Source organism: Kitasatospora sp. NPDC056181 (assembly GCF_042266225.1).
In the GTDB taxonomy this organism is placed as follows: domain Bacteria; phylum Actinomycetota; class Actinomycetes; order Streptomycetales; family Streptomycetaceae; genus Kitasatospora.
In genome coordinates this window covers 1-22,774 of sequence record NZ_JBHJUK010000010.1, presented here as the reverse complement: position 1 = coordinate 22,774, position 22,774 = coordinate 1, and the positions used below count along the sequence as shown (strand labels likewise).

At 73.9% G+C, this 22,774-nt stretch carries 23 protein-coding genes; 14 read left to right on the top strand and 9 right to left on the bottom strand.

What is annotated here, in order from left to right; genetic code table 11:
• Positions 1 to 191 precede the first annotated feature (191 nt).
• Positions 192 to 2,945, bottom strand: a complete 2,754-nt coding sequence (locus ACFC1F_RS06775) for an FtsX-like permease family protein (RefSeq protein WP_376156153.1) — start codon at positions 2,943 to 2,945, stop codon at positions 192 to 194.
• The gene (locus tag ACFC1F_RS06770; protein ID WP_376156151.1) at positions 2,942 to 3,730 is read right to left on the bottom strand and encodes an ABC transporter ATP-binding protein; all 789 of its coding nucleotides are present in this window, start codon (positions 3,728 to 3,730) and stop codon (positions 2,942 to 2,944) included. Before ACFC1F_RS06770 ends, ACFC1F_RS06775 begins: the two co-directional genes overlap by 4 nt.
• A gap of 387 nt (positions 3,731 to 4,117) precedes the next feature.
• On the opposite strand from ACFC1F_RS06770, the gene ACFC1F_RS06765 reads away from it, so the two are divergent.
• From ACFC1F_RS06765 to ACFC1F_RS06720, 10 genes are all read left to right on the top strand, one after another.
• A complete protein-coding gene (locus ACFC1F_RS06765) occupies positions 4,118 to 4,984 on the top strand; it encodes an S-methyl-5'-thioadenosine phosphorylase (protein WP_209410400.1) in 867 nt (288 codons plus the stop codon).
• A 71-nt stretch (positions 4,985 to 5,055) separates the two neighbouring features.
• A complete protein-coding gene (locus tag ACFC1F_RS06760; protein WP_376156149.1) occupies positions 5,056 to 5,616 on the top strand; it encodes a DUF664 domain-containing protein in 561 nt (186 codons plus the stop codon).
• A 401-nt stretch (positions 5,617 to 6,017) separates the two neighbouring features.
• Positions 6,018 to 6,683: a two-component system response regulator CseB gene (gene cseB / locus ACFC1F_RS06755; protein WP_376156259.1), complete on the top strand. Its 666-nt coding sequence runs from the start codon at positions 6,018 to 6,020 to the stop codon at positions 6,681 to 6,683.
• A gap of 5 nt (positions 6,684 to 6,688) precedes the next feature.
• A complete protein-coding gene (locus ACFC1F_RS06750; protein ID WP_376156147.1) occupies positions 6,689 to 8,014 on the top strand; it encodes an ATP-binding protein in 1,326 nt (441 codons plus the stop codon).
• A gap of 164 nt (positions 8,015 to 8,178) precedes the next feature.
• A complete protein-coding gene (locus ACFC1F_RS06745; RefSeq protein WP_376156145.1) occupies positions 8,179 to 9,021 on the top strand; it encodes an ABC transporter ATP-binding protein in 843 nt (280 codons plus the stop codon).
• 64 nt (positions 9,022 to 9,085) lie between these two features.
• Entirely contained in the window at positions 9,086 to 11,656 is a 2,571-nt protein-coding gene (locus ACFC1F_RS06740) for an ABC transporter permease (protein ID WP_376156143.1), read from the top strand.
• Between the two features lie 506 nt (positions 11,657 to 12,162).
• On the top strand, positions 12,163 to 12,402 hold the full coding sequence (locus tag ACFC1F_RS06735; protein ID WP_376156142.1) for a hypothetical protein: 240 nt from the start codon (positions 12,163 to 12,165) through the stop codon (positions 12,400 to 12,402).
• A gap of 194 nt (positions 12,403 to 12,596) precedes the next feature.
• Entirely contained in the window at positions 12,597 to 13,469 is an 873-nt protein-coding gene (locus ACFC1F_RS06730; RefSeq protein ID WP_376156141.1) for a heavy metal-binding domain-containing protein, read from the top strand.
• A gap of 1 nt (position 13,470) precedes the next feature.
• Entirely contained in the window at positions 13,471 to 14,334 is an 864-nt protein-coding gene (locus tag ACFC1F_RS06725) for a heavy metal-binding domain-containing protein (protein ID WP_206671070.1), read from the top strand.
• A complete protein-coding gene (locus ACFC1F_RS06720; protein WP_209410405.1) occupies positions 14,327 to 14,719 on the top strand; it encodes a hypothetical protein in 393 nt (130 codons plus the stop codon). The genes ACFC1F_RS06725 and ACFC1F_RS06720 overlap by 8 nt, the downstream gene beginning before the upstream one ends.
• Positions 14,720 to 14,919: 200 nt before the next feature.
• On the opposite strand, the gene ACFC1F_RS06715 is transcribed toward ACFC1F_RS06720, so the two are convergent.
• The 5 genes from ACFC1F_RS06715 to ACFC1F_RS06695 form a co-directional block, all read right to left on the bottom strand.
• Positions 14,920 to 15,807, bottom strand: a complete 888-nt coding sequence (locus ACFC1F_RS06715; RefSeq protein ID WP_376156140.1) for a TIGR03619 family F420-dependent LLM class oxidoreductase — start codon at positions 15,805 to 15,807, stop codon at positions 14,920 to 14,922.
• 304 nt (positions 15,808 to 16,111) lie between these two features.
• Entirely contained in the window at positions 16,112 to 16,525 is a 414-nt protein-coding gene (locus ACFC1F_RS06710; protein WP_376156138.1) for a VOC family protein, read from the bottom strand.
• Between the two features lie 62 nt (positions 16,526 to 16,587).
• Entirely contained in the window at positions 16,588 to 16,782 is a 195-nt protein-coding gene (locus ACFC1F_RS06705) for a hypothetical protein (RefSeq protein WP_376156137.1), read from the bottom strand.
• A 93-nt stretch (positions 16,783 to 16,875) separates the two neighbouring features.
• Positions 16,876 to 17,364, bottom strand: coding sequence for an NUDIX domain-containing protein (locus ACFC1F_RS06700; protein ID WP_376156136.1), 489 nt, complete (start codon positions 17,362 to 17,364; stop codon positions 16,876 to 16,878).
• 210 nt (positions 17,365 to 17,574) lie between these two features.
• Positions 17,575 to 17,829, bottom strand: coding sequence for a hypothetical protein (locus tag ACFC1F_RS06695; protein WP_162002613.1), 255 nt, complete (start codon positions 17,827 to 17,829; stop codon positions 17,575 to 17,577).
• A gap of 125 nt (positions 17,830 to 17,954) precedes the next feature.
• On the opposite strand from ACFC1F_RS06695, the gene ACFC1F_RS06690 reads away from it, so the two are divergent.
• Both ACFC1F_RS06690 and ACFC1F_RS06685 read left to right on the top strand, forming a co-directional pair.
• Entirely contained in the window at positions 17,955 to 18,785 is an 831-nt protein-coding gene (locus ACFC1F_RS06690) for a Scr1 family TA system antitoxin-like transcriptional regulator (protein ID WP_376156134.1), read from the top strand.
• The gene (locus ACFC1F_RS06685; protein ID WP_376156132.1) at positions 18,782 to 18,988 is read left to right on the top strand and encodes a DUF397 domain-containing protein; all 207 of its coding nucleotides are present in this window, start codon (positions 18,782 to 18,784) and stop codon (positions 18,986 to 18,988) included. The genes ACFC1F_RS06690 and ACFC1F_RS06685 overlap by 4 nt, the downstream gene beginning before the upstream one ends.
• Positions 18,989 to 19,187: 199 nt before the next feature.
• Here ACFC1F_RS06685 and ACFC1F_RS06680 read toward each other — a convergent pair whose 3' ends face one another.
• Positions 19,188 to 20,051 (bottom strand): alpha/beta fold hydrolase, encoded by an 864-nt coding sequence (locus tag ACFC1F_RS06680; protein WP_376156130.1) that lies wholly within the window; start codon positions 20,049 to 20,051, stop codon positions 19,188 to 19,190.
• Positions 20,052 to 20,095: 44 nt separating this feature from the next.
• The gene (locus tag ACFC1F_RS06675) at positions 20,096 to 21,403 is read right to left on the bottom strand and encodes an MFS transporter (protein WP_376156129.1); all 1,308 of its coding nucleotides are present in this window, start codon (positions 21,401 to 21,403) and stop codon (positions 20,096 to 20,098) included.
• 224 nt (positions 21,404 to 21,627) lie between these two features.
• Here ACFC1F_RS06675 and ACFC1F_RS06670 point away from each other — a divergent pair, with 224 nt between their 5' ends.
• On the top strand, positions 21,628 to 22,413 hold the full coding sequence (locus ACFC1F_RS06670; protein ID WP_376156128.1) for a phosphotransferase enzyme family protein: 786 nt from the start codon (positions 21,628 to 21,630) through the stop codon (positions 22,411 to 22,413).
• A 187-nt stretch (positions 22,414 to 22,600) separates the two neighbouring features.
• Positions 22,601 to 22,774, top strand: a 174-nt coding sequence (locus ACFC1F_RS06665; RefSeq protein ID WP_376156258.1) for an FAD-dependent monooxygenase, incomplete at its 3' end; no start/stop codon positions are given.

Sequence of the window (22,774 nt, the reverse complement as noted above, 5' to 3'; positions counted from 1 at the left end):
TTCGGCCCGGTGGGGGGGGCGGGGGGGCCCCCGGGCGCCCCCCCGCCCGGGCGGCGCCCGCGGCGCGCCCCCCCCCCCCCCCGGCCCCCACCCCCCGGCCCGGGCCCGGGCTCGGGCCGGGGGGCGCCCCGGGCAACCCCGGGCCCCGCCACCGGGCCTGGCGGGCCTCGGCCGCCGTCCCACTCGCCGTCTCAGCCGAGGCGGCGGGTGAGCGGGGCCCGGGAGCGGGTGAACAGGCCGGTGAGCAGGCCCGCGAGGAGCGGGACGGCCAGCGCGGTGAGCGCGATCTCGCCCCAGGGGACGACGACCGGGTTGGTCGCGCCCGGGTAGTCGATGGCCCGGGTCCTGAGCAGGGCGAGTGCCGGCACGAACCCGTTGACGGTGCCGAGCGCCGCGCCCAGTACGGCGATCACCGCGCACTGCACGCCGGAGAGTCGGCGGCGGATCCCCGGCGGTGCCCCGATGGCGGCCAGGGTGGCCTGGTCGCGCCGGGAGTCGGCGGCGGCGAGGCCGGTGGCGATGCAGGCGGCGCCGAGGACGACCAGCGCGGCGAAGCCGGTGAGGGCGAGGGTGGGCAGGTCGCCCTTGGGCTGGAAGCCGCGTTCGACGCTGAGCTGGGCCAGCGGCGCGAGCCGGTCGGTGGTGGCCTCCGCACGCTGCTGCGAGCGGTGGTCGGGTGCGGTGGCGGGCAGCCAGACCGCGCCGACGGGCCTGACGGTCACGCCCTGGCCCAGGCCCTCGACCGTCCTGGCGCCGACGACGCCGGCCCCGTAGCGGGCGGCCGCCGGGTTGTCGACCAGGACGGCGTCGACAGCGATCTCCTTGATGTCCTGCCTCGGGGTGGAGCCCGGCTGGGGGGCACTGGTGAACCCGCCGGTGAGCTGGAGCAGCACCTTGCCGTCGTGGATCCGGGAGGCGTCGAAGACGACGGCCTTGCCCGTGGCGAGCGCCTGGTCGGCGGCCGGGTCGCGGAGGTCGAAGGCGTTGTGCAGGACGGCCGCGTCGCCGACGACGAGGGTGTTGAGGCCGGGGACGCCCACCCGGGAGGCGCCACCCTTGACGGTCACCTCGCTGGAGCAGCCCTGGCACCAGGAGTACAACGCCTGGGAGAGGTCGGCCCGTTCGCCGAGGCCGGGCATGTCCTGTTCGACGGCCGACCGCAGCCGGGGGAGCTGCGGGTCGCCGGGGGTGACGGCGAGGGTGACGGCGTTGACCGGGGTGTGCGGGCGGTAGGTCTCGCGGTCCCGCGCCTCGGTGCTGGCCGTGTAGAGCCCGACGGCCACCGAGCCGGCGACGGCGGCCATGACGGCGGCGATGGCCGGGGCGGTGCGCCCGCGGTGGCGGGCGGAGTCGCGCAGGGCCAGCCGGCCGCTGAGCGGCAGGAAGCGGGCGAGCCGGCCGCAGAGCGAGACCAGCAGCGGGGTGAGGGCGAGCAGGCCGAGTTCGGCGGTGACCGAGCCGGCCAGCACCATCAGGGTCATCCGGTCGAGGCCGGCGAAGACGGCGATGCCACGGCCGGTGCCGTCGTCGGTGCCCACGGCGAGGAGCGCGGTGGCCGCACCGGTGACGAAGAGCACGGCACCGAGGGCGGTGGTCCAGCGGCTCGGCGGCTTGACGGTGTCGCGGCCGGTGAGCCCGGCGGTGACGCTCTGCCGGGCGGCCTGGAGGGCGGGCAGTGCGGCGGCGAGCAGCGCGGTGACCAGGCCGACGAGGCCGATCGCCGCGAGGTCGGTGGCCCGGAAGCCGAAGTGGCCGAACCGGTTGCCGGCGGTCTCCTCGATCCACGGCCGGAGTGCGGCGACCAGGCCGGTGCCGCCGAGGACACCGAGGGCCGCGCCGGCCACGCCGAGCACCAGGCCGCCGCCGAGGACGACGGCCGCGACGTGCCCGCGGTCGCCGCCGCCGGCGGCGAGCAGGGCCAGCTGCCGACGGGAGCGGCGGGCGCCGACGGCGAAGGCGGGCCCGGCGAGCAGGGCCACTTCGAGCAGGGCCATGCCGGCCACGGTGGCCGCCACCACGGCGGCGTTCTTCCGGGGGGAGTCGTCGAGGCTGAACCTCTGGGGGCGGTACGACAGTTCCGCGTCGGCGGGCGGGTGGAGCACAGCGGTGCGCGCGGTGGCGGTGAACCCGTACTGGTTGAGCCGCTGGACGCCGGCCCAGTCGAGCGGCTTGCCCGCCTCGGCCTTGACCAGCCAGGACGCCTTCGCCGTGGCCTGTTCGGAGAGCCCGGTCGGGGCCTTGGCGGCGGGGGCCAGGGCCGTGAGCGCCTCGACGACCTCGCCGGGGCGGCCGACGAACTCGACCTTGCCGAGGTCACCGGGGTGCTCCACCACGCCGGTCAGGGTGAACGGCGTCTTCTCCAGCCCCTTGAGGGTGGTGGTCGAGCCGATGCCCAGCCCGGACTCGTCGAGGAAGGCCCGGGTGACGGCGGCCTCGTGCGGGGCCTTCGGCGCGCGGCCCTCGACCAGGGTGATCCGGCCCTTCCAGACGGGGTCGGTGAGGTCGGCCTCGGCGGTGTCGGTCTGGAGCAGGCCGTGCCGGGACGCGGCGCTCGCGGTGGGCCCGGGGCCGGCCGGCAGCAGGGTGGCGCCGGGCAGCAGTTCCCGGAGCAGGTCGGCGGGGACGGTGCCGGCGCCGCGGGCCTGCTCCGGCGTCGGGGCCTGGCCCTCCCGGGGAGCGACGGCGTAGGCGCCGTCGTCGGCGAACGGGAGCTGGTGCACGGTGCTGCCGGGGGCGTAGGCGGTGAGGTACGCGTCGGCCCCGCCGAGGAGCCGTTCGGTCCGTTCGGCCGGGGTGAGCTGGCCGCTGCGGTGGACGATGTCGGCGCCGGTGACGCCGAGGACGGGAAGCGCGATCATGGCGACGACGAGGGCGCTGCGGCCCTTGGCGCGCAGGGCGTCGCGGCGGGCGATGCGCAGGGTGGCCCCGAGTGAGCGCAGCTTCATCGGGCCTCGATCCCCTCGTACCGGTGGGAGCGGCCGTGGCGGGCGGCGGTCCGCACCAGGGAGTCGGCGTCGCGGCCGACGGTCTCGTCCACGATCCGGCCGTCGCTGAGGAAGACGACGCGGTCGGCCCAGGTGGCGTGGCGGGGTTCGTGGGTGACCATCATGGCGGCGGCGCCGGCGTCGCAGCGGGCGCGCAGGACGGTGAGGACGGCTTCGCCGGTGGCGGAGTCGAGGGCGCCGGTGGGTTCGTCGGCGAGGACGAGGCGGCGGTCGCCGATCAGGGCGCGGGCGATGGCGACGCGCTGCTGCTGGCCGCCGGACATGTCGTCGGGGAAGCGGTCGGCGAGCTCGGGGATGCCCATCTCCTCCAGCGCGGCGACGGCCCTGCGCCGGGTCGTCCGTCCTGCGGCGCCGTCGAGTTCGAGGGGCAGGGCGATGTTCTCCGCGGCGGTGAGCGCCGGGATGAGGTTGTAGTCCTGGAAGACGTAGCCGACCGAACGGCGGCGGACCTCGGCGAGCCGCTTGCGGCCGAGCCCGCCGAGGGCGACGCCCTCGACCAGGACCTGACCCTCGGTCGGGCTGTCCAGGCCGCCCGCGAGGGAGAGCAGGGTGGACTTGCCGGAGCCGGACGGGCCCATCACGGCGACGAACTCGCCGGGGTGGACCTTCAGGTCGACCCCGCGCAGCGCCTGCACCTCGGCCGCGCCCCGGCCGTGGACCCGGGTGATGTGGTCGAGGTGGAGCACGGGCGTGGTGGCGCTCCTGCTGGGACTGGTCTGAGGCATGGGTGTTCCCCCTCTGGAGGTGGCACGGCGCCAGGTGGCACGGCGCTTCTGATGCGTGGCACGGCGATGTGGCACGGCGGTGTGGCACGGAGTGGTGCGCACGCCGACGTGACACGCCGACGTGGCGCGGTGGTGTGTGGCACGGCGAGGTGGCACGGCGGTGTGGCGCGGCGCCCGGCCGTGGACCGGGTGCGACGGCGGAAAGGGTCCGTGGACCGGCCGGGCGGGGTTCGCCGTGACCGGGTCGGACCTGCATACCCAGTATGTATACCGCACCCGCCGGGGAAAAGTATATGCAGTCCGCCGACATATAAGTCGGGGGGTCCGCCGCGGCCGTCGTGCGCCTACGCTGGCCGGGCCGGTACAGCTGAGGAAAGGTTGATCGACATGGCGGACGTGACGGCCCATCACACCGGGCCCGGCCAGGCCCCGCGCGCGGAGCTGGGCGTGATCGGCGGCTCCGGCCTGTACGCGCTGCTCGACGACGTCACCGAGGTCGCCGTCGACACCCCGTACGGCCCGCCCAGCGACTCGCTGTTCCTCGGCGACGTGGCCGGCCGCACCGTCGCCTTCCTGCCCCGGCACGGCCGCGGCCACCGGATCCCGCCGCACCGGATCAACTACCGCGCCAACCTCTGGGCGCTGCACGCCCTCGGCGTCCGGCAGGTGATCGGGCCCTGCGCGGCCGGCGGGCTGCGCCCCGAGTACGGCCCCGGCACACTGCTCGTCCCGGACCAGTTCGTCGACCGCACCTCGGGCCGCGCGCAGACGTTCTACGACGGTCTCCCGCTGCCCGACGGCTCGCTGCCCGAGGTGGTCCACGTCCCGATGGCCGACCCGTACTGCCCCGTCGGCCGGAACGCCGCCCTGGCCGCCGCCCGCGGCGCCGCCTGGGAGCCGGTCGACGGCGGCACCCTGGTGGTGATCGAGGGCCCGCGCTTCTCCACCCGCGCCGAGTCCCGCTGGTTCACCGCCAACGGCTGGTCGGTGGTCGGCATGACCGGCCACCCGGAGGCCGCCCTCGCCCGTGAACTCGGCCTCTGCTACACCTCGATGGCCCTGGTCACCGACCTCGACGCGGGGGTGGAGAGCGGCGAGGGCGTCACCCACGCCGAGGTGCTGGAGGTCTTCGGGCGCAACGTGGACCGGCTGCGCACCGTGCTGTTCAAGGTGCTGGAGGGCCTGCCCGCCACCCGGGACTGCATCTGCTCGCACACCCTGGACGGCCTCACGACGGGCCTGCCCGGCGTGTGACGCCCGCCCGCCGGCCGCCACCGGGGAATATTCGCTCGCGGGCCCGGGACGCACGGGCAACCATGGCCCGCATGAGCGACACACCCGAACGATGGACCAGGTCGACCGTCCACGCCGACATGTGGGCGGACCCGGACGACGACCCCCGCCACAACACCGGCGTCAGGACGGAGGGCGAACTCGCCACGCTCCAGGAGTTCCTGACCGGCTACCGGATGACCCTGCGGATGAAGTGCGAGGGCCTGGACCCGGAGCAGCTGGCCCGCCGGTCGGTCCCGCCGTCCACGATGTCGCTGCTCGGCCTGGTCCGTCACCTCGCCGAGGTGGAACGGGACTGGCACAACTGGCTCGGCCACGGCGAACCGCTGCCGAAGCTGTACGGCGAGCGCGACGCGGACTTCGACGGCGTCGTCGCCGACCGGGCCGCGGTGGACGCCGCCTTCGCCGACCTGGAGCGCGAGCAGGCCGCGACCGACGCCGCGCTGGCCGCCCACCCGGACCTGGGCGAGCGCGTGGGGAAGGACGCGATCGCGGTGCGGGAGCTGATGGTGCACCGGATCGACGAGTACGCCCGCCACTGCGGGCACGCCGACCTGCTGCGCGAGTGCGTCGACGGAAGGGTCGGCCAGTGAGGCCCGCCGCCCGACGGGTTTGTATCCGGCGGGTATCAGGGAGCGCTCGGCCTGCCGTCGATCCGGTGCGCCGGGCCGCGGCGGAGGGGGCCCGGGCGCGGCTCCGCCCGGTCTGCCCGGGCCGTCGCCGACCGGGCTGACCTGGGGGTTCGCGGGCGGGTGAGGGGCGCGGGCGGGGCCGTGTGCCCCTCCGGGCGGCCGGGTCACCGTGCCCGGTGTCTGCCGTATCGTTCCTTTCGTGTCGCCGGACGCCCACCAGGCCGCGTACCCGTCGTGCGTGCGGCCGGGCGGCGCCCCACCCGAACGGTCCGAACAGGAGCACTCTGCCCGTGTCCTCGTCCGCCCCGGCCGGGGCCGCCCCACGCCCCGTCCGCGTCCTGCTGGTGGAGGACGACGACCTGATGCGCCACTCCTTCACCGTCGCCCTGGAACGCTACGGCTACGAGATGCGGGCCGCGGCCGACGGGCTCACCGGGCTCGAACACTTCCGGGACGAGCCCTTCGACCTGCTGATCCTGGACGTGATGCTCCCCGGACTGGACGGGATCGGCCTCTGCCGCAGGGTCCGGGAGACCAGTCTGGTGCCCGTGCTGATGATGTCCGCGCGCGGCGACGGCCTCGACGTCGTCGCCGGGCTGGAGGCCGGGGCGGACGACTACGTGGTCAAGCCCGTGGACACCTACGTGCTCGTGGCCCGCATCCGTTCGCTGCTGCGGCGGGCGACCTACGCACCCGCCCCCGTCCCCGGGCAGGCCCCGGACGGGCCGCCGCCGTCCGCGCAGGAAGTGCTCGTCTTCGGGGACCTGGTCATCGACACCGCCGGCATGGAGGTGTCCCTCGCCGGAAGCCCCGTGGCGCTGACCCCGACCGAACTCAAGCTGCTGCTGGAGTTCGCCGCCCACCCGGGCGTCGTGCTGGAGCGGCACACCCTGCTGCGCGACGTCTGGGAGTACGGCTGGGACGGCGACAGCCGGGTCGTGGACCTGTGCGTGCAGCGGCTGCGCAGGAAGCTGGGCCGCGAGTGGATCGAGACGGTCCGCGGTTTCGGCTACAAGTTCAGGCGCTGACGCCGGTGCGAACGTTCCGCCGGCTGCGGCCGGTCCGCGCCTCCCTGCGCTGGAAGATCGCCGCGCTGGCCGCGGTCACGGCCTGCCTGGTCGCGGCCGCGGTGGGCGCGCTGGTCCACCTGTGGACCGCGCACGACATCCGGGACCGGGCCGAGGCCCGGGCGTTCAACACCGTGTACTCGGCCATGGACGTCTACCGGCGCACCGGGGCGCTGGCCGACGGCGCCGAGCTCGACCCGGCCGCACTGCCGGCCCCGCTGCGCCACCCCGCCGACGGCGACCGGCACACGGCCTACGACGGAAGCGTCGAGGGGAACCTGGGGCCGAGCTACTGGGCCGCCCAGCGGACCGGCGGCCCGGGCAGCCCGGTGCTGGCCGTCCGGGTCAACATGAGTCCGGAGCTCTACGGGCTGCACCGGCTCGACGTGACCATGACCGTCGCCTCGCTGGCCGCACTCGCGGCCGCCGTTCCGCTGGTGGTCTACGGGGCCGGACTGGTCGCCCGCCGGCTGCGGCGGGTCTCCGAGACCGCGGCCCGGATCAGCGCCGGGGACCTCGACGCCCGCACCGGGCCCACCGAGGGCCACGACGAGGTGGCCGACATCGCCGCCACCGTCGACCTCATGGCCGACAGCCTCGGCCGGCGCCTGCACGCCGAACGCCGGTTCACCGCGGACGTGGCCCACGAGCTGCGCACCCCCGTCGGCGGTCTGCTGGCCGCCGCCGACCTGCTGCCGCCCGGTGAGACGGAGGACCTGCTCCGGGCCCGGGTCCGTGATCTGCGCGGCCTGGTCGAGGACCTGCTGGAGATCTCCCGCCTGGACGCCGGGGCCGAGCAGCCCGTCCGCGCCCGGGTGCCGCTCGGCGCCGTGGTCGCCGAGGCCGTGGCACGGACGGGCCTCGCCACCGAGGTCACCGTCGTGCAGGCGGCGGAGGCGGAGACCCTGGAGGCCGCGGAGGCCGCGGAGGCGGCGGAGACCGCCGACGCACGGGGCGGCGCACGGGGCGCCACAACCGTGGAGACCGACCCGCGCCGCCTGGAACGGATCGTCGGCAACCTCGTGATCAACGCCCACCGGCACGGGGCGCCCCCGGTGCAGGTCACCGTCGACGGCCCCACGGTCGTCGTGCGCGACCACGGCCCCGGCTTCCCGGCGGACCTGCTGCTGCACGGCCCGCGCCGCTTCCACACCGGCGCCACCGGGCGCGGCACCGGCCACGGGCTGGGCCTCACCATCGCCCTGGGGCAGGCCCGGCTGCTCGGCGCCGAGCTGCGACTGGACAACGCCCCGGACGGCGGCGCCGTCGCCACCCTGCGCCTGCCGGCCTGACCGCCGCGGCCCGACCGCCGGTGGCGCCCCCTGGGGCCCACCGGCCGTCCCCCTACAGAACTGCTACGAAGCGGCGCGGACGCCGATACACGCCGGCCCAGGCCCCGATACGTTCCCCGGACACCCTTCGAAGTGCACCTTCCTGCACCCGAAGAGGAGTCCCCGTGCTCACCGACCCCCTTGCCCCGTACACGCCGCACACGGCGCCCGGGATCGCTGCCGCCACCACGGACCTGACCAAGGTCTACGGCAGCGGCGACACCCGGGTGGTGGCCCTGGACCGGGTCAGCATCGGCTTCCGGGAGGGCGAGTTCACCGCGATCATGGGCCCCTCCGGCTGCGGCAAGTCGACCCTGATGCACTGCGCCGCCGGCCTCGACTCGCCCACCTCCGGCTCGGTGCGCATCGGCACCACCGAGCTGGGCACGCTGGGCGACCGGCAGCTGACCCAGCTGCGCCGTGACCGGGTCGGCTTCGTCTTCCAGGCGTTCAACCTGCTGCCGACCCTGACGGCGCTGGAGAACATCACGCTCCCGCCGGCCATCGCCGGACGCCGCCCCGACCGGCAGTGGCTGGACCGCGTGGTCTCGATGGTCGGCCTCTCGCAGCGCCTCGACCACCGGCCCGCCCAGCTGTCCGGCGGGCAGCAGCAGCGCGTCGCGGTCGCCCGCGCCCTGGCCTCGCGGCCCGCGATCGTCTTCGGCGACGAACCGACCGGCAACCTCGACTCCCGTGCCGGGGCCGAGGTCCTGGGGTTCCTGCGCGACTCGGTGCGCGAGCTGGGCCAGACCGTGGTGATGGTCACCCACGACCCCGTCGCCGCCGGGTTCGCCGACCGCGTGGTCTTCCTCTCCGACGGCCGCCTGGTCGACGAGATGACGCGCCCCACGCCGGACCGGGTCCTCGACGTCATGCTGCGCCTCTCCGGGGGGAGCCCCGAGGCCGCCGCAATCACCGGCCGATCCCCGCGGAGCGCCCCGCGGCCCCAGCCGCGGCCCCACCCGTAGCCCCTCCCGGACCTCGCTCCGCGGATCCACCTTCCGGACCTCCTCACCTCCTCGAAAGCCGCCCATGCTGAGAACAGCCCTGCGCAACGTCCTGGCGCACAAGGCCCGTCTGGTCATGACCGTCCTCGCGGTCTGCCTCGGGGTCGCGTTCGTCTGCGGCACCCTCGTCTTCGCGGACTCGACCGCCGCGGCCTACCGCGCCGCCGCGTCGCGAAGCTTCGCCGACGTCGCGGTCACCGTGACGGCGAAGACGCCCCCGCCCGGCACGGCCGCCGACCAGCGGGACGACGCGCTCGACAGCGCGCTCGACGACGAGCTCGTACGGAAACTGGCCGCCGTGCCCGGCGTCGCCGCCGTGCGGCCCTCCGCCGACGGCCGGGCCGCCCTGAACGCGGCGGACGGCAGCCCGTTGCGCGTCAGGCCCGGGGCGAACCCGGCCGCCGCCTACCTGCCCGGCAAGGATGGCAAGGACGCCCGCCACCCCCTGGTCGAGGGCCGCGCCCCGTCCGGCGGCGACGAGATCGCGGTGGACAGCGGCACCGCCGCCGCCGGCCACTACCGCGTCGGCGACACGATCACCCTGGCCACCGACGGCCCGGCCATGACCAAGCGGCTCGTCGGCATCGTCACCACCGAGGACACCCGCGTCACCGTGGCCGGGACCCTCACGCTCTTCGACCGGGCCACCGCCCAGCAGCTGTTCGCCACCCCCGGCCACTACACCGCGATCGACCTCTCCGCCGCACCCGGCACCGACCAGTACGCGCTCGCCCGCCGGGTCACCGAGCTGCTCCCGGCCGGCCGGGCCGAGGCCACCACCGGTGCGGCGCAGGCCGCCCAGCAGGCCGTCTACGTCGACACCCTGACCCGCGGCTACCGCAAGACGCCGCTGGTCTTCGCCGGGGTCTCGCTCTTCATCGGCTCGTTCCTGGTCGTCAACACCTTCGCCATGCTCGTCACCCGGCGCACCCGCGAGATCGCGCTGCTGCGGGCGATCGGTGCCTCCCGCCGCCAGGTGGTGCGCTCCGTCCTCGCCGAGGCCTTCCTGGTCGGCCTCGCCTCCTCGGCGGCCGGCTTCCTGCTCGGCCTCGGCATCGCCTCCGTCCTGCCGGACGTCCTGGGCGCCGACGGCAACGCCCTGCCCCACGGCCCCCTGGTCGTCGGCGCCCGGCCGGTCGCGGCCGCGCTGTTCGTCGGGGTCGGTGTGACCGTGCTCGCCGCCTGGCTGCCCTCCCGCAGGGCGGCGAAGGTCGCGCCGATCGAGGCGCTGCGGACCGCCCAGCAGCCGGCGACCGGCCGGTTCCGCACCCGCGCCGCGGCCGGTCTGGGCCTGCTCGCCGTCGCCGTCGGCCTGCTGGTCCCGGTCACCAGGGCGAAGGACGCCTCCGAGGAGAACCTGCGGACCGCGATGCTCGGCTGCGGCGCCCTCGTCGTCGCCCTGACCGTGCTGGCGCCGATCCTCGCCGTCCCGGTGCTCCGGCTGACCGGCCGGCCGACCGGGCGCATGGGCATCACCGGCCACCTCGCCCGGCAGAACGCGCTGCGCGACCCCCGGCGCACCGCCGCCACCGCCGCCACCCTGCTGATCAGCACCGCACTGGTCACCGGCCTCGCCGTCATCGGCGAATCCACCGGGCGGGCCCTCGACCGCCAGGCCGCGGCCGGCCTCGGCGCCGACTACGTGATCAGCACCGGCACGACCACGACCGGCATCGACCCGGCCGCGGTGCAGCGGGTGGCCGGCACCCCCGGCGTGCGGACGGCGAGCGCCGTCGCGGACTCCGCCCTGTTCATCGGCGGCGGCGTCCGGGACGTCTCCGGCGTCGACCCCGGCACCGTGGACGACGTCATGACGCTCGACTTCGTCAGCGGCTCCGCCAAGGACCTCGGGCCCGGCCGGATCGCCCTGTCCAGCACCGTCGCCCGGGAGAACGGCGTGACCACCGGCGGCCGGGTCAACGCCCGCCTCGGCCGGGACCAGGACGTCGCCGGGTACACGGTGGTCGGCGTCTACCGGGACAACCCGACCGCGCACGACGCGCTCGGCGCCCGCGGCGACGTCCAGCGCAGCGCCTTCAAGCCCGGCTCCGTCCAGCGGGTCCTCGTCCGCACCGAACCCGGTGCGGCCACCGCGGCCACCCGGGACCGGCTGCGCGCCGCCGTCGGCAACAACCCGCTGGTCAAGGTGCAGGACCGGCCCGAGCTCGTCCACGAGGCCGCGGGCGCGATGGGCAACCTGCTGACCCTGATGTACGGGCTGCTCGCCATCGGCGTCGTGATCGCCGCGCTCGGCATCGCGAACACCCTGGCCATGTCGGTCGCCGAACGCACCCGCGAGATCGGCGTCCTGCGCGCCGTCGGCATGGACCGCGCCGGCGTCCGGCGGATGATCCGGCTGGAGGCGGTGACGGTCGCCGCGTTCGGCACCCTCCTGGGCCTGGCCGGCGGACTGTTCGGTGCCTGGGCGGTCGGCGCGCTCGCCAACGGCGCGATGAAGCAGTACGCGCTGGTGCTGCCCTGGGGGACGCTGCTCCTCGTGTGCGCGCTCTCCCTGGCGGTCGGCGCGGCCGCCGCCGCCGTCCCGGCCCGCCGGGCGGCCGCGCTGAGCCCGCTGGAGGCCGTCGCGGAGGTGTGACGCCCGGCCGGAGGCCATCTCCCGTGCAGTCCCGCCGTCCCCGGCGGGGCTGCACGGGCGTCAGGGCCCGCGCCCGGTCGCGTCGACGGGGAGCCGGCCCGCCCCGTGGGCCGGGCGGGCCGGAGGCGCAGGGGGGCCGTCGACGAGAAGTGCCGCGAGGCCGTGGGCGGTGGACCCGCCGTTCGTGCCCGCCGCTGCGCGAAGCGGCCCGAGGCCGTGCCGGTTCGCGAGGCCCGGTGGGGCCGGACCAGGGGCCGCCTCCTACGCTTGCGGCATCGACGAGGGAGGACAGTGGAGCTCACCACAGCGATACCGGAGCGCACGCTTGGGCCCCATCCGTTGGACGAGGACGGAATCGCGTCCCTGCTCGCGCGCTACGCGTTCGGGGACTCCTGCCTCCGTCGCGTCGTCCTCGACCAGGAGTACGGTGCCCGGGCGGCACGAGGACGGCTCGTCAGGCTCGTGATCGACGCCAGGGTCGTCAGCGACGGGCTGCTTGGGAGCCCGTGTGCCTGGACCTCGTGGACGTGCAGCGGTTTCGCATCGACGAGAGCGTCGGGTTCAGCTGGGTGCTCTACGACCCGCCGCAGTTCACGCACTTCGACGGCCTGTTGCAGGTGGATCTCTGCGCCGAACGCTTCGGTGCCGGGCGGCCCGCGAGTGCCGAGGAGGTCTTCGAAGGCTCTCAACTCGTCTTCGCGGCGGCCGGTGGCACCTGGAGTGCCCTGCAACCGTGGGCCCGGTGAGACGGCGCTTCGCTGCAGGCCGCGGCCGCCCCGCCCGCCGACGCCCGAGGGCGACGGACGCGTCCTCAGGAGTCGGCACGGGGCGGGCCGTTGGAGTTCGTGATCACCGTTCCGCCGATCACTTCGATGACATAGGCTGCCGAACGGCGACGCGATCCGCGCGGTGAGCCGGGAGCACGATGGCACAGGAGTCGATGACACACCGACGAGACGCCGGTCGGCCGGGGGCCGCTGCCGACGGGACGGCAGAGTCCCGGGCCGGCAACCCCTGGGACTCGACGCTGTCGTCCGAGGAGTTCGCGGCGGTCAAGGGCGTCGGGTTCGATCCGGTCGGGCAGGTCCTGGGCACGGCCGTCTTCACCATCGGGTACACCGGCGTCTGGGGCTGTCCCGGCGCGTGGTCGGCCGTAGACGGCGTGAAGGCGCCGTCCTCGGCGTGGGAGTCGTCCTTCGAGCCGTTGGTGAGGACGCTGTACGGGGCGCGCAGGCTGGCGCTGGCCCGCGCGGTCGCCGAGTGCCGCGCGCTCGGCGGCGACGGGATCGTCGGGGTGAGGCTGCGGATCGAGGCGTTCCCGGCGGGGGGCCTGGAGTTCACCGCGTGGGGCACCGCCGTCCGGGCCCGCTCGCGGATCCGGCCGCACCTGCCCTTCACGTCGCACCTGGGCGGCCAGGACTTCGCCAAGCTCATCCACACCGGATGGGTGCCCACCGGACTCGCCTTCGGCATCGCCCTCGCGATCCGGCACGACGACTGGCGCACCTCCCGCCGGATCCGGTGGACGGCCGGGAACCAGGAGGTCGACGGCTACACCCAGCTGATCAACCACGTCCGCCACGAAGCCCGGAACCGGCTGGCCCTCGACGCCGCGAAGCACGGCGGCGACGGGGTGGTGGTGGACGAGGTGGAGTTGACGGTGAGCGAGAGCGAGTGCCCCGGGTTCGGGTACTCGCGCGACCTCAGCGCGGAGGCGGTCCTCATCGGCACCTCCATCGCCCGGTTCGGCCGCTCCGGGCGGCCCGCCGGGCCCAGGCCACTGACCATCATGAGACTGGAGCGCGAGCGCTGACATGACCGAGCGAACGGGGCGGGACTTGACCGGGGGAGCCGCGCAGCCGGCTGCGGAGGGCGTACCCGAGGACGCGATGCGGCGGCTTGCGCAGCTCCGGCCGGGGGAGAAGGGCTCGCTCTTCACCTCGGACCTGACGGTGAACGAGTTCCTGCTGGTGCGCGAGGCCGGCTTCCGCCCGCTCGGCCTGGTCCTCGGCTCCTCGGTCTACCACGTCGGCATCCAGCTCGGCCGGTGGTCGAAGAACCAGGAACTGACCAAGCTGTCACAGGCCATGTACCACGCGCGCGAGCTGGCGATGGGCCGGATGGAGGCGGAGGCGAGCGCCCTGGGGGCGGACGGGATCGTGGGGGTGCGGCTGGACATCGAGTTCAAGGAGTTCGGCTCGGACATCGCCGAGTTCATCGCGGTCGGCACGGCGGTCAAGGCGGACGGCGCGGACCCGGGCCCGGGCGGGACCTGGCTCAACAACAAGGGCAAGCCGTTCACCTCGGACCTGTCCGGTCAGGACTTCTGGACGCTGATCCGGGCCGGATACGCGCCGCTGGACATGGTCATGGGGTCCTGCGTCTACCACGTGGCGCACCAGGGCTTCACCCAGGCGCTGGGCAACGCGGGCCGCAACGTGGAGGTCGAGCAGTTCACCCAGGCGCTCTACGACGCACGCGAGCTCGCGATGAGCCGCATGCAGGCGGAGGGGAAGGCCCTGGAGGCCGAGGGGATCGTGGCGGTCCAGCTGCGGCAGCACTCGCACACCTGGGGCTCTCACACCACCGAGTTCTTCGCCATCGGGACGGCGGTGCGCCCGCTTCGCGACGACCACGTCATCGACCGGCCGACCATGGTGCTGAGCCTCGATGCCTGAGACCGAGGTGGAACTGCTGGCCGCGGCGCTGCGGCGGGACAGCGCGGACCTGAACCTCTACGCCGAAGTGCTGTCGGCGAACCTCGCGGACTCCCTGCCGCCCGGCGCGGTACAGGTCAGGCGCAGGCGTTCGGTCACGGAACGGATGGCCGGGCGCGCGGGATCGGTCACCGAACTGGACGTCGCGCTCGGGGAGCAGCGGCTCTCGCTGCGGATGGACCGGGGCCGGGTGTCCGGGGAGATCTGCCACGAGGTGCGGGGCATCGTGCTCTCGCGGCGCCAGGTGGGCCTGGACGAGTGGATCGACGCCCTGGCCCGGTCGCTGGCCGAGGTCGCGGCCTCGAACGCCCGTGCCCGCGAGGCCATCGAGCGCTTCCTGCTCTGACCGGTCCGGCCGGTCCGACCGCCGCCGACCCCCGCGTCCGGGGGTCGGCCGTCGCCGCCGGCCGAAGGCGGCCGGGCCGGTGTTGTGGCAGCACCAACTCGGTGCGCCACCGGCGCGGCGGCGCCACGAGGGCGCCGCCAACGCCTGGCAGCCCTGAAGTCGGCAGCTCGATCAACCCGGCGGCCTCCCCGGCCACGGCATCAGGTGAGCCGCGGGGCGACCTCGGCTGCAACCCACTCCATCGCCTCTCCGACATGCTCGGCCGCGACAGGCAGCCACAGGGTGCAAGCGGAAAGCCCTGCCTCGGCGAGCTCCCTGAGGTCGGCGGCGACGCTCGCCGCGGTGGGTGCAGCACCACCGAGTGGTCGTCCCGGTGGCGGAACCACCGCGGGGATGCCGGGCGGAGTGAGGAACGCGGCTGAAGCGAGCGTCAGGCGGTCGGCGTTCCCGGTGTCGCCGGCGAGGCCGTGCAGGCGGCGCCGGACGTCACCGACCTCCGCGGCGTCGGCGCCGGTGCCGTACCAACCGTCGCCGAACCGCAGCGCACGGCGCAGGGCGGCGTCGCTGTGGCCGCCGACCCACACGGGCGGACCGCCGGCCGTGACCGGAGGCACTCCCAGGCGCGCCCCGTGCAGTGTCGTGAACGGCCCCTCGAAGTCTGCGGGGCGCCTGGTCCACAGGGCCTTGGCGGCGGCGAGGTGGTCGTCGGTCCGCGCACCACGTTCACGGGCGGGTACCCCGACGGCAGCGAACTCGTCCGGGTTCCAGCCGGTGCCGACGCCCAGGACCAGGCGGCCGCCGGAGACGACGTCCAGAGTGGCCGCTTGGTTGGCGAGCACCAGCGCCGGGTAGTACGGCGCGACGAGTACGGACGTCAGCAGCCTCAGACGCGTCGTCGCCCCTGCGACGGCCGACAGCAGAACAAGCGGGTCCGCGTCGAGGCCGAACCCGCTGTCCAGGAGGCGGTTGCCGACCGCGACGTGATCGAAGCCCAGGTCTTCGGCGTGGCGGGCGGCGTGGAGCACGCCGGTCCCGTCGTCAAGCGGCCAGCGCGGTTGAAGGGAGACGCCGAGGCGCAGCGGGGGCATGAGGTTGCCTTTCGGTGGCAGTCCGGTGGCGACACGACGACCGCCCGACCGCCCTGTCGCCACACCCAACCCCGCACCGCCTCCGTTTCATCCCGGCCGGGACGCAGCGGATCACCCATCGCTCCGTGCGGTGCTCGCCGGCCAACTCCGGGGACCCCGCCGACCGGTGACCTTCCCGGTCGGGGCGCCACGGTGGCCACGAGGTCTCCGGTGTCGGGTTCCTCCCGGCCGACGAACCCTCACCGGAGACCTCGCGCCGTCCCGATCAGGACACGTCGCCGCTCAGCTCACTTCGAAACACGGCCTACTGGTCGTGCTGGGGCCAGACGGGGCCCTGATCGGTCCAGACGACACCCTTGTTGCGGCAGAGGCAGAAGGGGTGGCCGATGGGGTCGGTGTAGACGCGGAAGCCGTAGCCGTCGGGTTCGATGCAGTCCCGCTGCAGGGTCGCGCCGAGAGCAAGGACGCGGCGCTGTTCGGCCTCGATGTCGTCGACCTCGAAGTCGAGGTGGAACTGCTTGGGGTGCTCGCTGTCGGGCCACTGCGGGGCGCGGTAGTCCTCCACCTGGATGAAGGCCAGTTCGATCCCGCCGAACTGGATGCCGGCCCAGTGCTCGTTACTGCTCTCCTTGACCGGGAGCCCCGTCACCTCGGAGTAGAAGGCTGCCAGCTTCATCGTGTCCGGGCAGTCGATAATGAAGTCGGTGAGTCGTAGCATCCCGCGATCTTGCCACAGGGCCACCTGAGCCGGACCTCGGGGAGGCCCTGGCCGGCGCCGCATCAGGCGTCGTTCGCCTTGGCGACGACTTCGCGCAGCCGTTCGTCGGCGGCGGGTCCGTTCCGCCCGATGAGTTGGCGGCGGATCACGCCGGCCTGCTTCTCGTGGCCGGCGTGGTCCGTGTCGTCGAGGGCGAAGGGGCGCGGGGTGGTGAGCCGGGCCCCGATCGTCGTCGTCGATCTCACGGACTCGAACATGTTCTGACACCCAGTCATGCCAGCAGGTGACACGTCGCCGGGCGCATTCGGGCGACGTGTCAGGTCACGACAGGGCGTACGTCGCCTGATGCGCTATCCGGCGGGGATGCCGCGGAGGAGGAAGGGGAGGTGGGCGCCGCGGGCGAGGGCGGTGAGGGCCTGGGTGACGCGGCGGTGCTCTCCGACGGTCATGACGTCGGCGAGGCGGGTGTCGGGGATCCAGTGCAGGCCGAGGACGTGGTGGGGCGGTCGGTGGCGGGTGAGGGTGGTGTCCTGGGCGCGGGTGAGGCGGCCGCCCCAGTAGACGAAGTGAACAGCCTCGGGGCGGAGTTGTTCGTCGGTGTGGTCGGCGGCGAGGAGGGTGCGCAGGGGGAGGACGAGGCCGGTCTGGGTCTCGGTGTGGCGGCGGGCGGCGAGGTGGGGGAGCTCGTTGCGTTCGGCGCTGCCGCCGGGGAGGGTGTGGCCGTTGCGGAGGGTGGTTTCGAGGAGGAGGACGGCGCCGTCGGAGTTGAGGACGAGCGCCTGGTGGTCGAGCCGGCGGCGGGGCGGGTTGGTGAGGATGTCGGGGAGGGGGTACAGCACGTCGGGCTCCGAGGGAGGGGTCGGGTGTGGCCGGCAGGAGGGAGTAGCAGGTGGGGAGGCCGACGGTCAGGCCGGTGGCGAGGATCAGGCCGAAGACGAGAAGGCGCGGGGCCAGGGGCCCGGCGCGGATCAGTCGGCAGGCGAGTGCGGCGGTGCCGCCGCTGAGGGCGGGCACGGCGAGGACCGTCGTCAGGAGCCTGAGGGTTGGGCTCACGCGACGTCGTGCGCGCGGGGCCTGCCGGGGTGCTGGACGGTGACGTCGTGAGGGTGGTCAAGCCGCTGGACGTGCTCGGGCTTGGTGGTCCACTCGCAGCCGCCGCCGACGGGCCGGAGGTAGGCGAGGCCGGCGAGGGTTTCCATGTGGACGCCCTCGGCGGGCTCCCCGTCGGCGGTCCGGTGGGCGAGGTCGCGGACGATTTCGCCGACCTTGGGCGTGTAGACGGGCATGCGGGGGCAGCTGGACACGTTGGCTCCGATGGTAGCTCTGGGTTCCGGATCTCTTACCCGGTGTAGCCATGGTGCCCCAGTCGGCCTACGATGGCGAGGGTCTCAACGTTGACCAAACTGTCTTGTGAAAGGTCTCGGTGTTCATGGATGAGCCGCTAGTTGACGCCTCATCATCGCCAGCCGTTCGCTTCGGAAGGGAACTCCACAGGTCACGGCGGGCAAGGGGATGGTCTCAGGTCGGCTTGTCGAAGCGCATGGGGTACTCCAACACGCTTGTGTCGTACGTCGAACGGGCGAAGCGTCCTCCAACAAGGAACTTTGCTGTTAAAGCCGACGAGGTGTTCGAGAGCGGAGGTGCCTTCTTCGAGCTCTGGCGTCGGTATGCGAAGGCGAGCCTGCTGGAAGGCTTTCCGGAGTATGCCGACGCGGAGGCGCGGTGCCGCCGCTTGCGCTCGTTCGGCCTGACCGTCGTCACGGGCCTCTTCCAGGTGCCCGAATATGCCCAAGCGCTGGCCTATGCGGCTGTCGAGCGAGGTGCGATCAGGGCGGCCGAAGCAGAGGAGCGAGTGGACTTCCTGGCGAGCCGTCAGTCTCTGCTCGACAGGAAGTCGCCGCCGTTGATCCATGCCGTGCTGGACGAGAGCTGCCTCGTGCGGCCGGTTGGCGGCTATGCCGTTATGTTCAAGCAGCTCGACCGCATAGCGGAGCTCGCCTCACGGCCCAACGTCACCATCCAGGTTGCTCCGTTCCACCTGGGCGAGCATCTTCCGTTCACGATGCCGGTGACCCTGCTGGATCTTCCGGATGGTTCCGTTGTCGGCTACGCCGAATCACATGCTCGTGGCCATCTTGAACGAACCCGGGAAAGGGTCGTGGCCTGGGAGAGAGAGTACGATCAGCTGGTGGTGGAAGCGCTGCCCAAGGCGGCCTCCCTGGCACTGATCCACAAGGCTCGGAAGGAACTTGCTCCATGAACCCTGACCTGTCCGGCGCGTCCTGGGTCAAGTCGTCGTACTCCAACAACGGCGGTGAATGCGTGGAGGTCTCCGCAAGCTTCCCGGGTGCCGTCCCCGTCCGCGACTCCAAGGATCCCGAGGGCCCCGCACTCGTCTTCCCCCGCGCCGTCTGGCAGTCGTTCGTCGCCGGTGTCCAGGCCGGTGAGTTCGGCGCCGTCTGACCCGGCCCGCACCTGAGGACCCCCGACCGGCATCGGTCGGGGGCCTTTTCGTCAGGACGGGGCGGGTCACCGTCGCGAGATGGTGACCCGCCCAGGGGAGTTGCGAGTTGCCGGGAGATGATCGTCTCGCGCCCGCACGCCCATCCGCACCGGAGTTCACGCGGCGGGAGGCCGGCCTCCGGGCCTCATCCGGCTCCGGTCATGATCCGCCGGGCAGGAGCGCGGCGATCTCACCCAGGACCCGGGCCGCCGGTGCCGGGTCGACCAGCCACTTCAGGTGGCTGCTGGTGAGCGTGCGGACGTCGTACGAGTTCTCCGGCGTCAGCGCGTCGCCCTCGCGGATCATCCGGTCCTGCATGGCGAGCGGCACGCTGGTGTCCTCGGTCAGCCGGACGTACGACCTGGGGATCCGCCCCCAGCTGTCGGCCTGCGCCCGGTCGTCGGAGGTGCCGGCGTCGAGGTTCTCGTCGGGCTGGAGGGTGTTGAGGAAGACCAGCAACTCCTCGTCCGTCCCGTCGGCGAGGAAGGCCGCCTTGAAGGCCGCGAGGACGCCGGGGTCGGCGGTGCGGAAGTTGGAGCGCAGCAGCCCGAGCTCGGCGGGGTTCGCGACCATCGCCGAGGCCAGCCCCGCGGCGTCGACCGTGGCCATCTCGGGCTCGGCGTAGTAGGCGCCGACGTCGAGGGTGACGGGGCACCAGGAGGAGACGTAGACGATGTGGTCGATCAGGTCGGGCCGCCGGTTGGCCGCGACCGTGGCCGTGATGCCGCCGCGGCTGTGCGAGACGAGGACGACCGGCCCGTTCCGCTTGGCCCGCTCCAGTATCCCGATGAGGTGCGCGGCGTTGTCGGCGAGCGTCACGCCCTTGATGGCCCCGGGCTCGGTGGCGAGCCCGCCGAGGTCCTGCGGCGCCTGGTAGGCCCGGGGGTACGTCGCGGCGAACCCGTGCCCCGGCAGGTCGACGGCGACCGAGCGGTGGCCGAGGAGGCCGAGTTCGGCCTGGAGCGGCGCGAAGGAGAAGGAGTTCGCGAAGGCTCCGTGGACCAGTACGAACGTCGGTTGCATCTGCACTCACTTTCTGTGGCGTGGAGCCGGCGGCCCGGGGAGGGCTACGCGGTCTCGGGGAGCGGGGCCTCGTCGGGCCGGCCGTCTGCCGTGCCGGCTGTGCCTGCCGTGTCTGCCGTGTCGCCGCCCGGGCGCCGGGTGCGCTCCGCCCATGCGGTCACCGGCGGGCCTGCTGCGCCCACGGCCGCGAAGAACGCGCCGAGCAGCAGCCAGCCCGCGTGTCCGAGCCCGAGGACCGCCGTCGTGAGGACCACCGGGGCCAGGGCCTGGCCGGCGTTGAAGCCGACGCCGAAGAAGCCCTGGTACTGCCCCTGGGCGTGGTCGGGCGCGAGACCGAAGCCGAGCGCGTAGCCGCCCGAGGACTCCCACACCTCTCCGAGACTGTGCACGCAGACGGCGAGGACGGCGAGCCCCGGCGCGACCCAGACCGGAACGTCCGCGGTCAGGGCCATCAGGGGGCAGCTGACCAGGAAGAGCAGCCCCGCGAGACGGAACGCCCGGCCACCCTGGCGCGGTGTCTCCACCCGGGAGCCGATCCTGCTCTGGAGCAGTATGCACACCCCGCTGTTGACCGCGTTGACCACCGCCACGGTCCAGCGGGGCGCGTCGGTGTGGGCGGACAGCCAGATCGGCAGGAGTAGGGAGACGGTCTGGTACTGCAGGCCCATCGCGCCGTAGAGCGCGACGAAGGACACGTACGGCCGGTCGGACAGGACGGCCCAGCGGTTGTGCTTCTCGGGCTGGGGCAGGGGCCGGTAGTTCGGGACGCCGCCCAGGGCGATCAGGCCGGCGAAGGCGAAGCTGGCGGCGTTGGCGAGGATGAGAGCGGTGTAGGCCGCGCGGGTGTCGACCGTGACGGCGAAGGCGGCGCCACCGGTGCCCAGGACCACGCCGAGGTTGACGAACGTGCGGAGCTTCGCCATGAAGGCGGCCGGGCGTTCACCGCCGGCCCGGGCGATGAGCGCACCACCTGCCGCGCCGCCCGCCGTCGCCGCCAGCCGGTCCAGGGTGGCGATGAGCATGAACGTGACCCAGTCGTCGATGAAGACGAAGGAGGCCATCGTCGCGGCCTGCATCGCGACGGCCGCCAGCCAGACCGTGCGCGGCCCGTACCGGTCGGCCAGGTTCCCGGCCGGGATCCCCGCCAGCAGTCCGACCAGCCCGGCGATCGTGAGGCCGGCACCGACCTGCGCGGCGGGCAGGTGCACCACCAGCGTGAAGTAGAGCACCGAAGCGGTGTTGAACAGCCCGTTGCCCACCCGACTGACGAAGCTCGCGAGGATGAGGGCACGTTGGGGGCCGCTCGGGCCCGATAAGCCGGGTATCCGCAGCCCGGTGCTCTTCGCGATCATGCTGAACAGGCTAACAGTGCCCCCCGCAGGCACCCTCGGCACGTGGGGCCGTCCTCCCGCCCTGGACGGTTCCTCCGGTGCACACGGTGGCCGGCCCCCGTGCAGCGAGCGGACAACGGGCCGCCGCTCCGGCTCCACCGTCCTGAACACCACCGGCCGGGGAAGCGAACTGGCGACAGGTCAGAAGAAGGAAGCATGCGGGATGCGGCCGTTATCCTGCCCCGATGGAAGATCGCGAAGTGTTCGCCGGGGGAGTCAACCACGTGGTCCGGGAAGGGGATCGGGTGCGCCGCCCGGCCGGGCCGTGGAGCGGAACGGTGCAGCGGCTGCTCGCGCATCTGGCCGACACGGGGTTCACGGGCGCGCCGAGGCCGTACGGGGTGGCCGCGGACGGTGCGGAGGAGATCGTCGGGTACCTGCCCGGCGAGGTCGGGCACGACTTCGCCGCCCCCCAAGTACGCAGCGACGCCTCGCTGGTGGCGGTGGCCCGGCTGCTGCGCCGGCTCCACGACGCCACCGCGGACTTCGCGCGCGAGCCGGGCGATGTGTGGTACTTCCCGGAGCGTGAGCCGGCGGAGGTGATCTGCCACGGCGACGCGGCCACCTACAACACGGTGTTCCGCGACGAACTCCCGGTCGCCTTCATCGACTTCGACACCGCACATCCGGCTCCGCGGCTCTGGGACGCGGCCTACACGGCGTACCGTTTCGTGCCGCTCTACGCTCCGGACGAGGTGGGGCTCACGCTGGAGGTGCCGGAGGCCCTGCGCCGCCTGGCCCTGTTCGCGGACGGCTACGGGCTGTCCGGTGCGGAGCGGGCCGAGCTGCCCCGGGTCGCGGCCGAGCGCCTGCGGGCACTGGTGGCGTGGATGCACGAGCAGGCGGAGGCCGGTCACCCCGCGTTCGCGCGGCACGTCGCGGAGGGTCACGACCGCCGCTACCTGACCGACGCGGACTGGATCGAAGACACCTTCGCGGCGCCCGCCGGGCCCGTTCACGACGGACACTGAAGGGCGGGAGGAATTCCGGGACGGAACGGGAGGAGATTCGGGGCGGGAGGCACACCCACTCTCCGCCACTCTCAACTTATAGCGTACGGGGGGCCTTGCGGCAAGGCCCCCTTCGTGGCGCAGAATTGCCGACCGTTGCCAGGGCCTGCGGAAATCCAGGGCCTGCGGAAATCAATGGGGGCTTTTGATGTTCGACGTGATCGTCGTCGGCGGTGGACCGACCGGGATGATGCTGGCCGCCGAGCTGCGGCTGTCCGGGGTGAGCACGGTGGTGCTCGACAGGATGGCCGAGCCGTTCGAGTTCGTCAGGGCGCTGGGCCTGCACGCGCGCAGCATCGAGGTGATGGACCAGCGCGGCCTG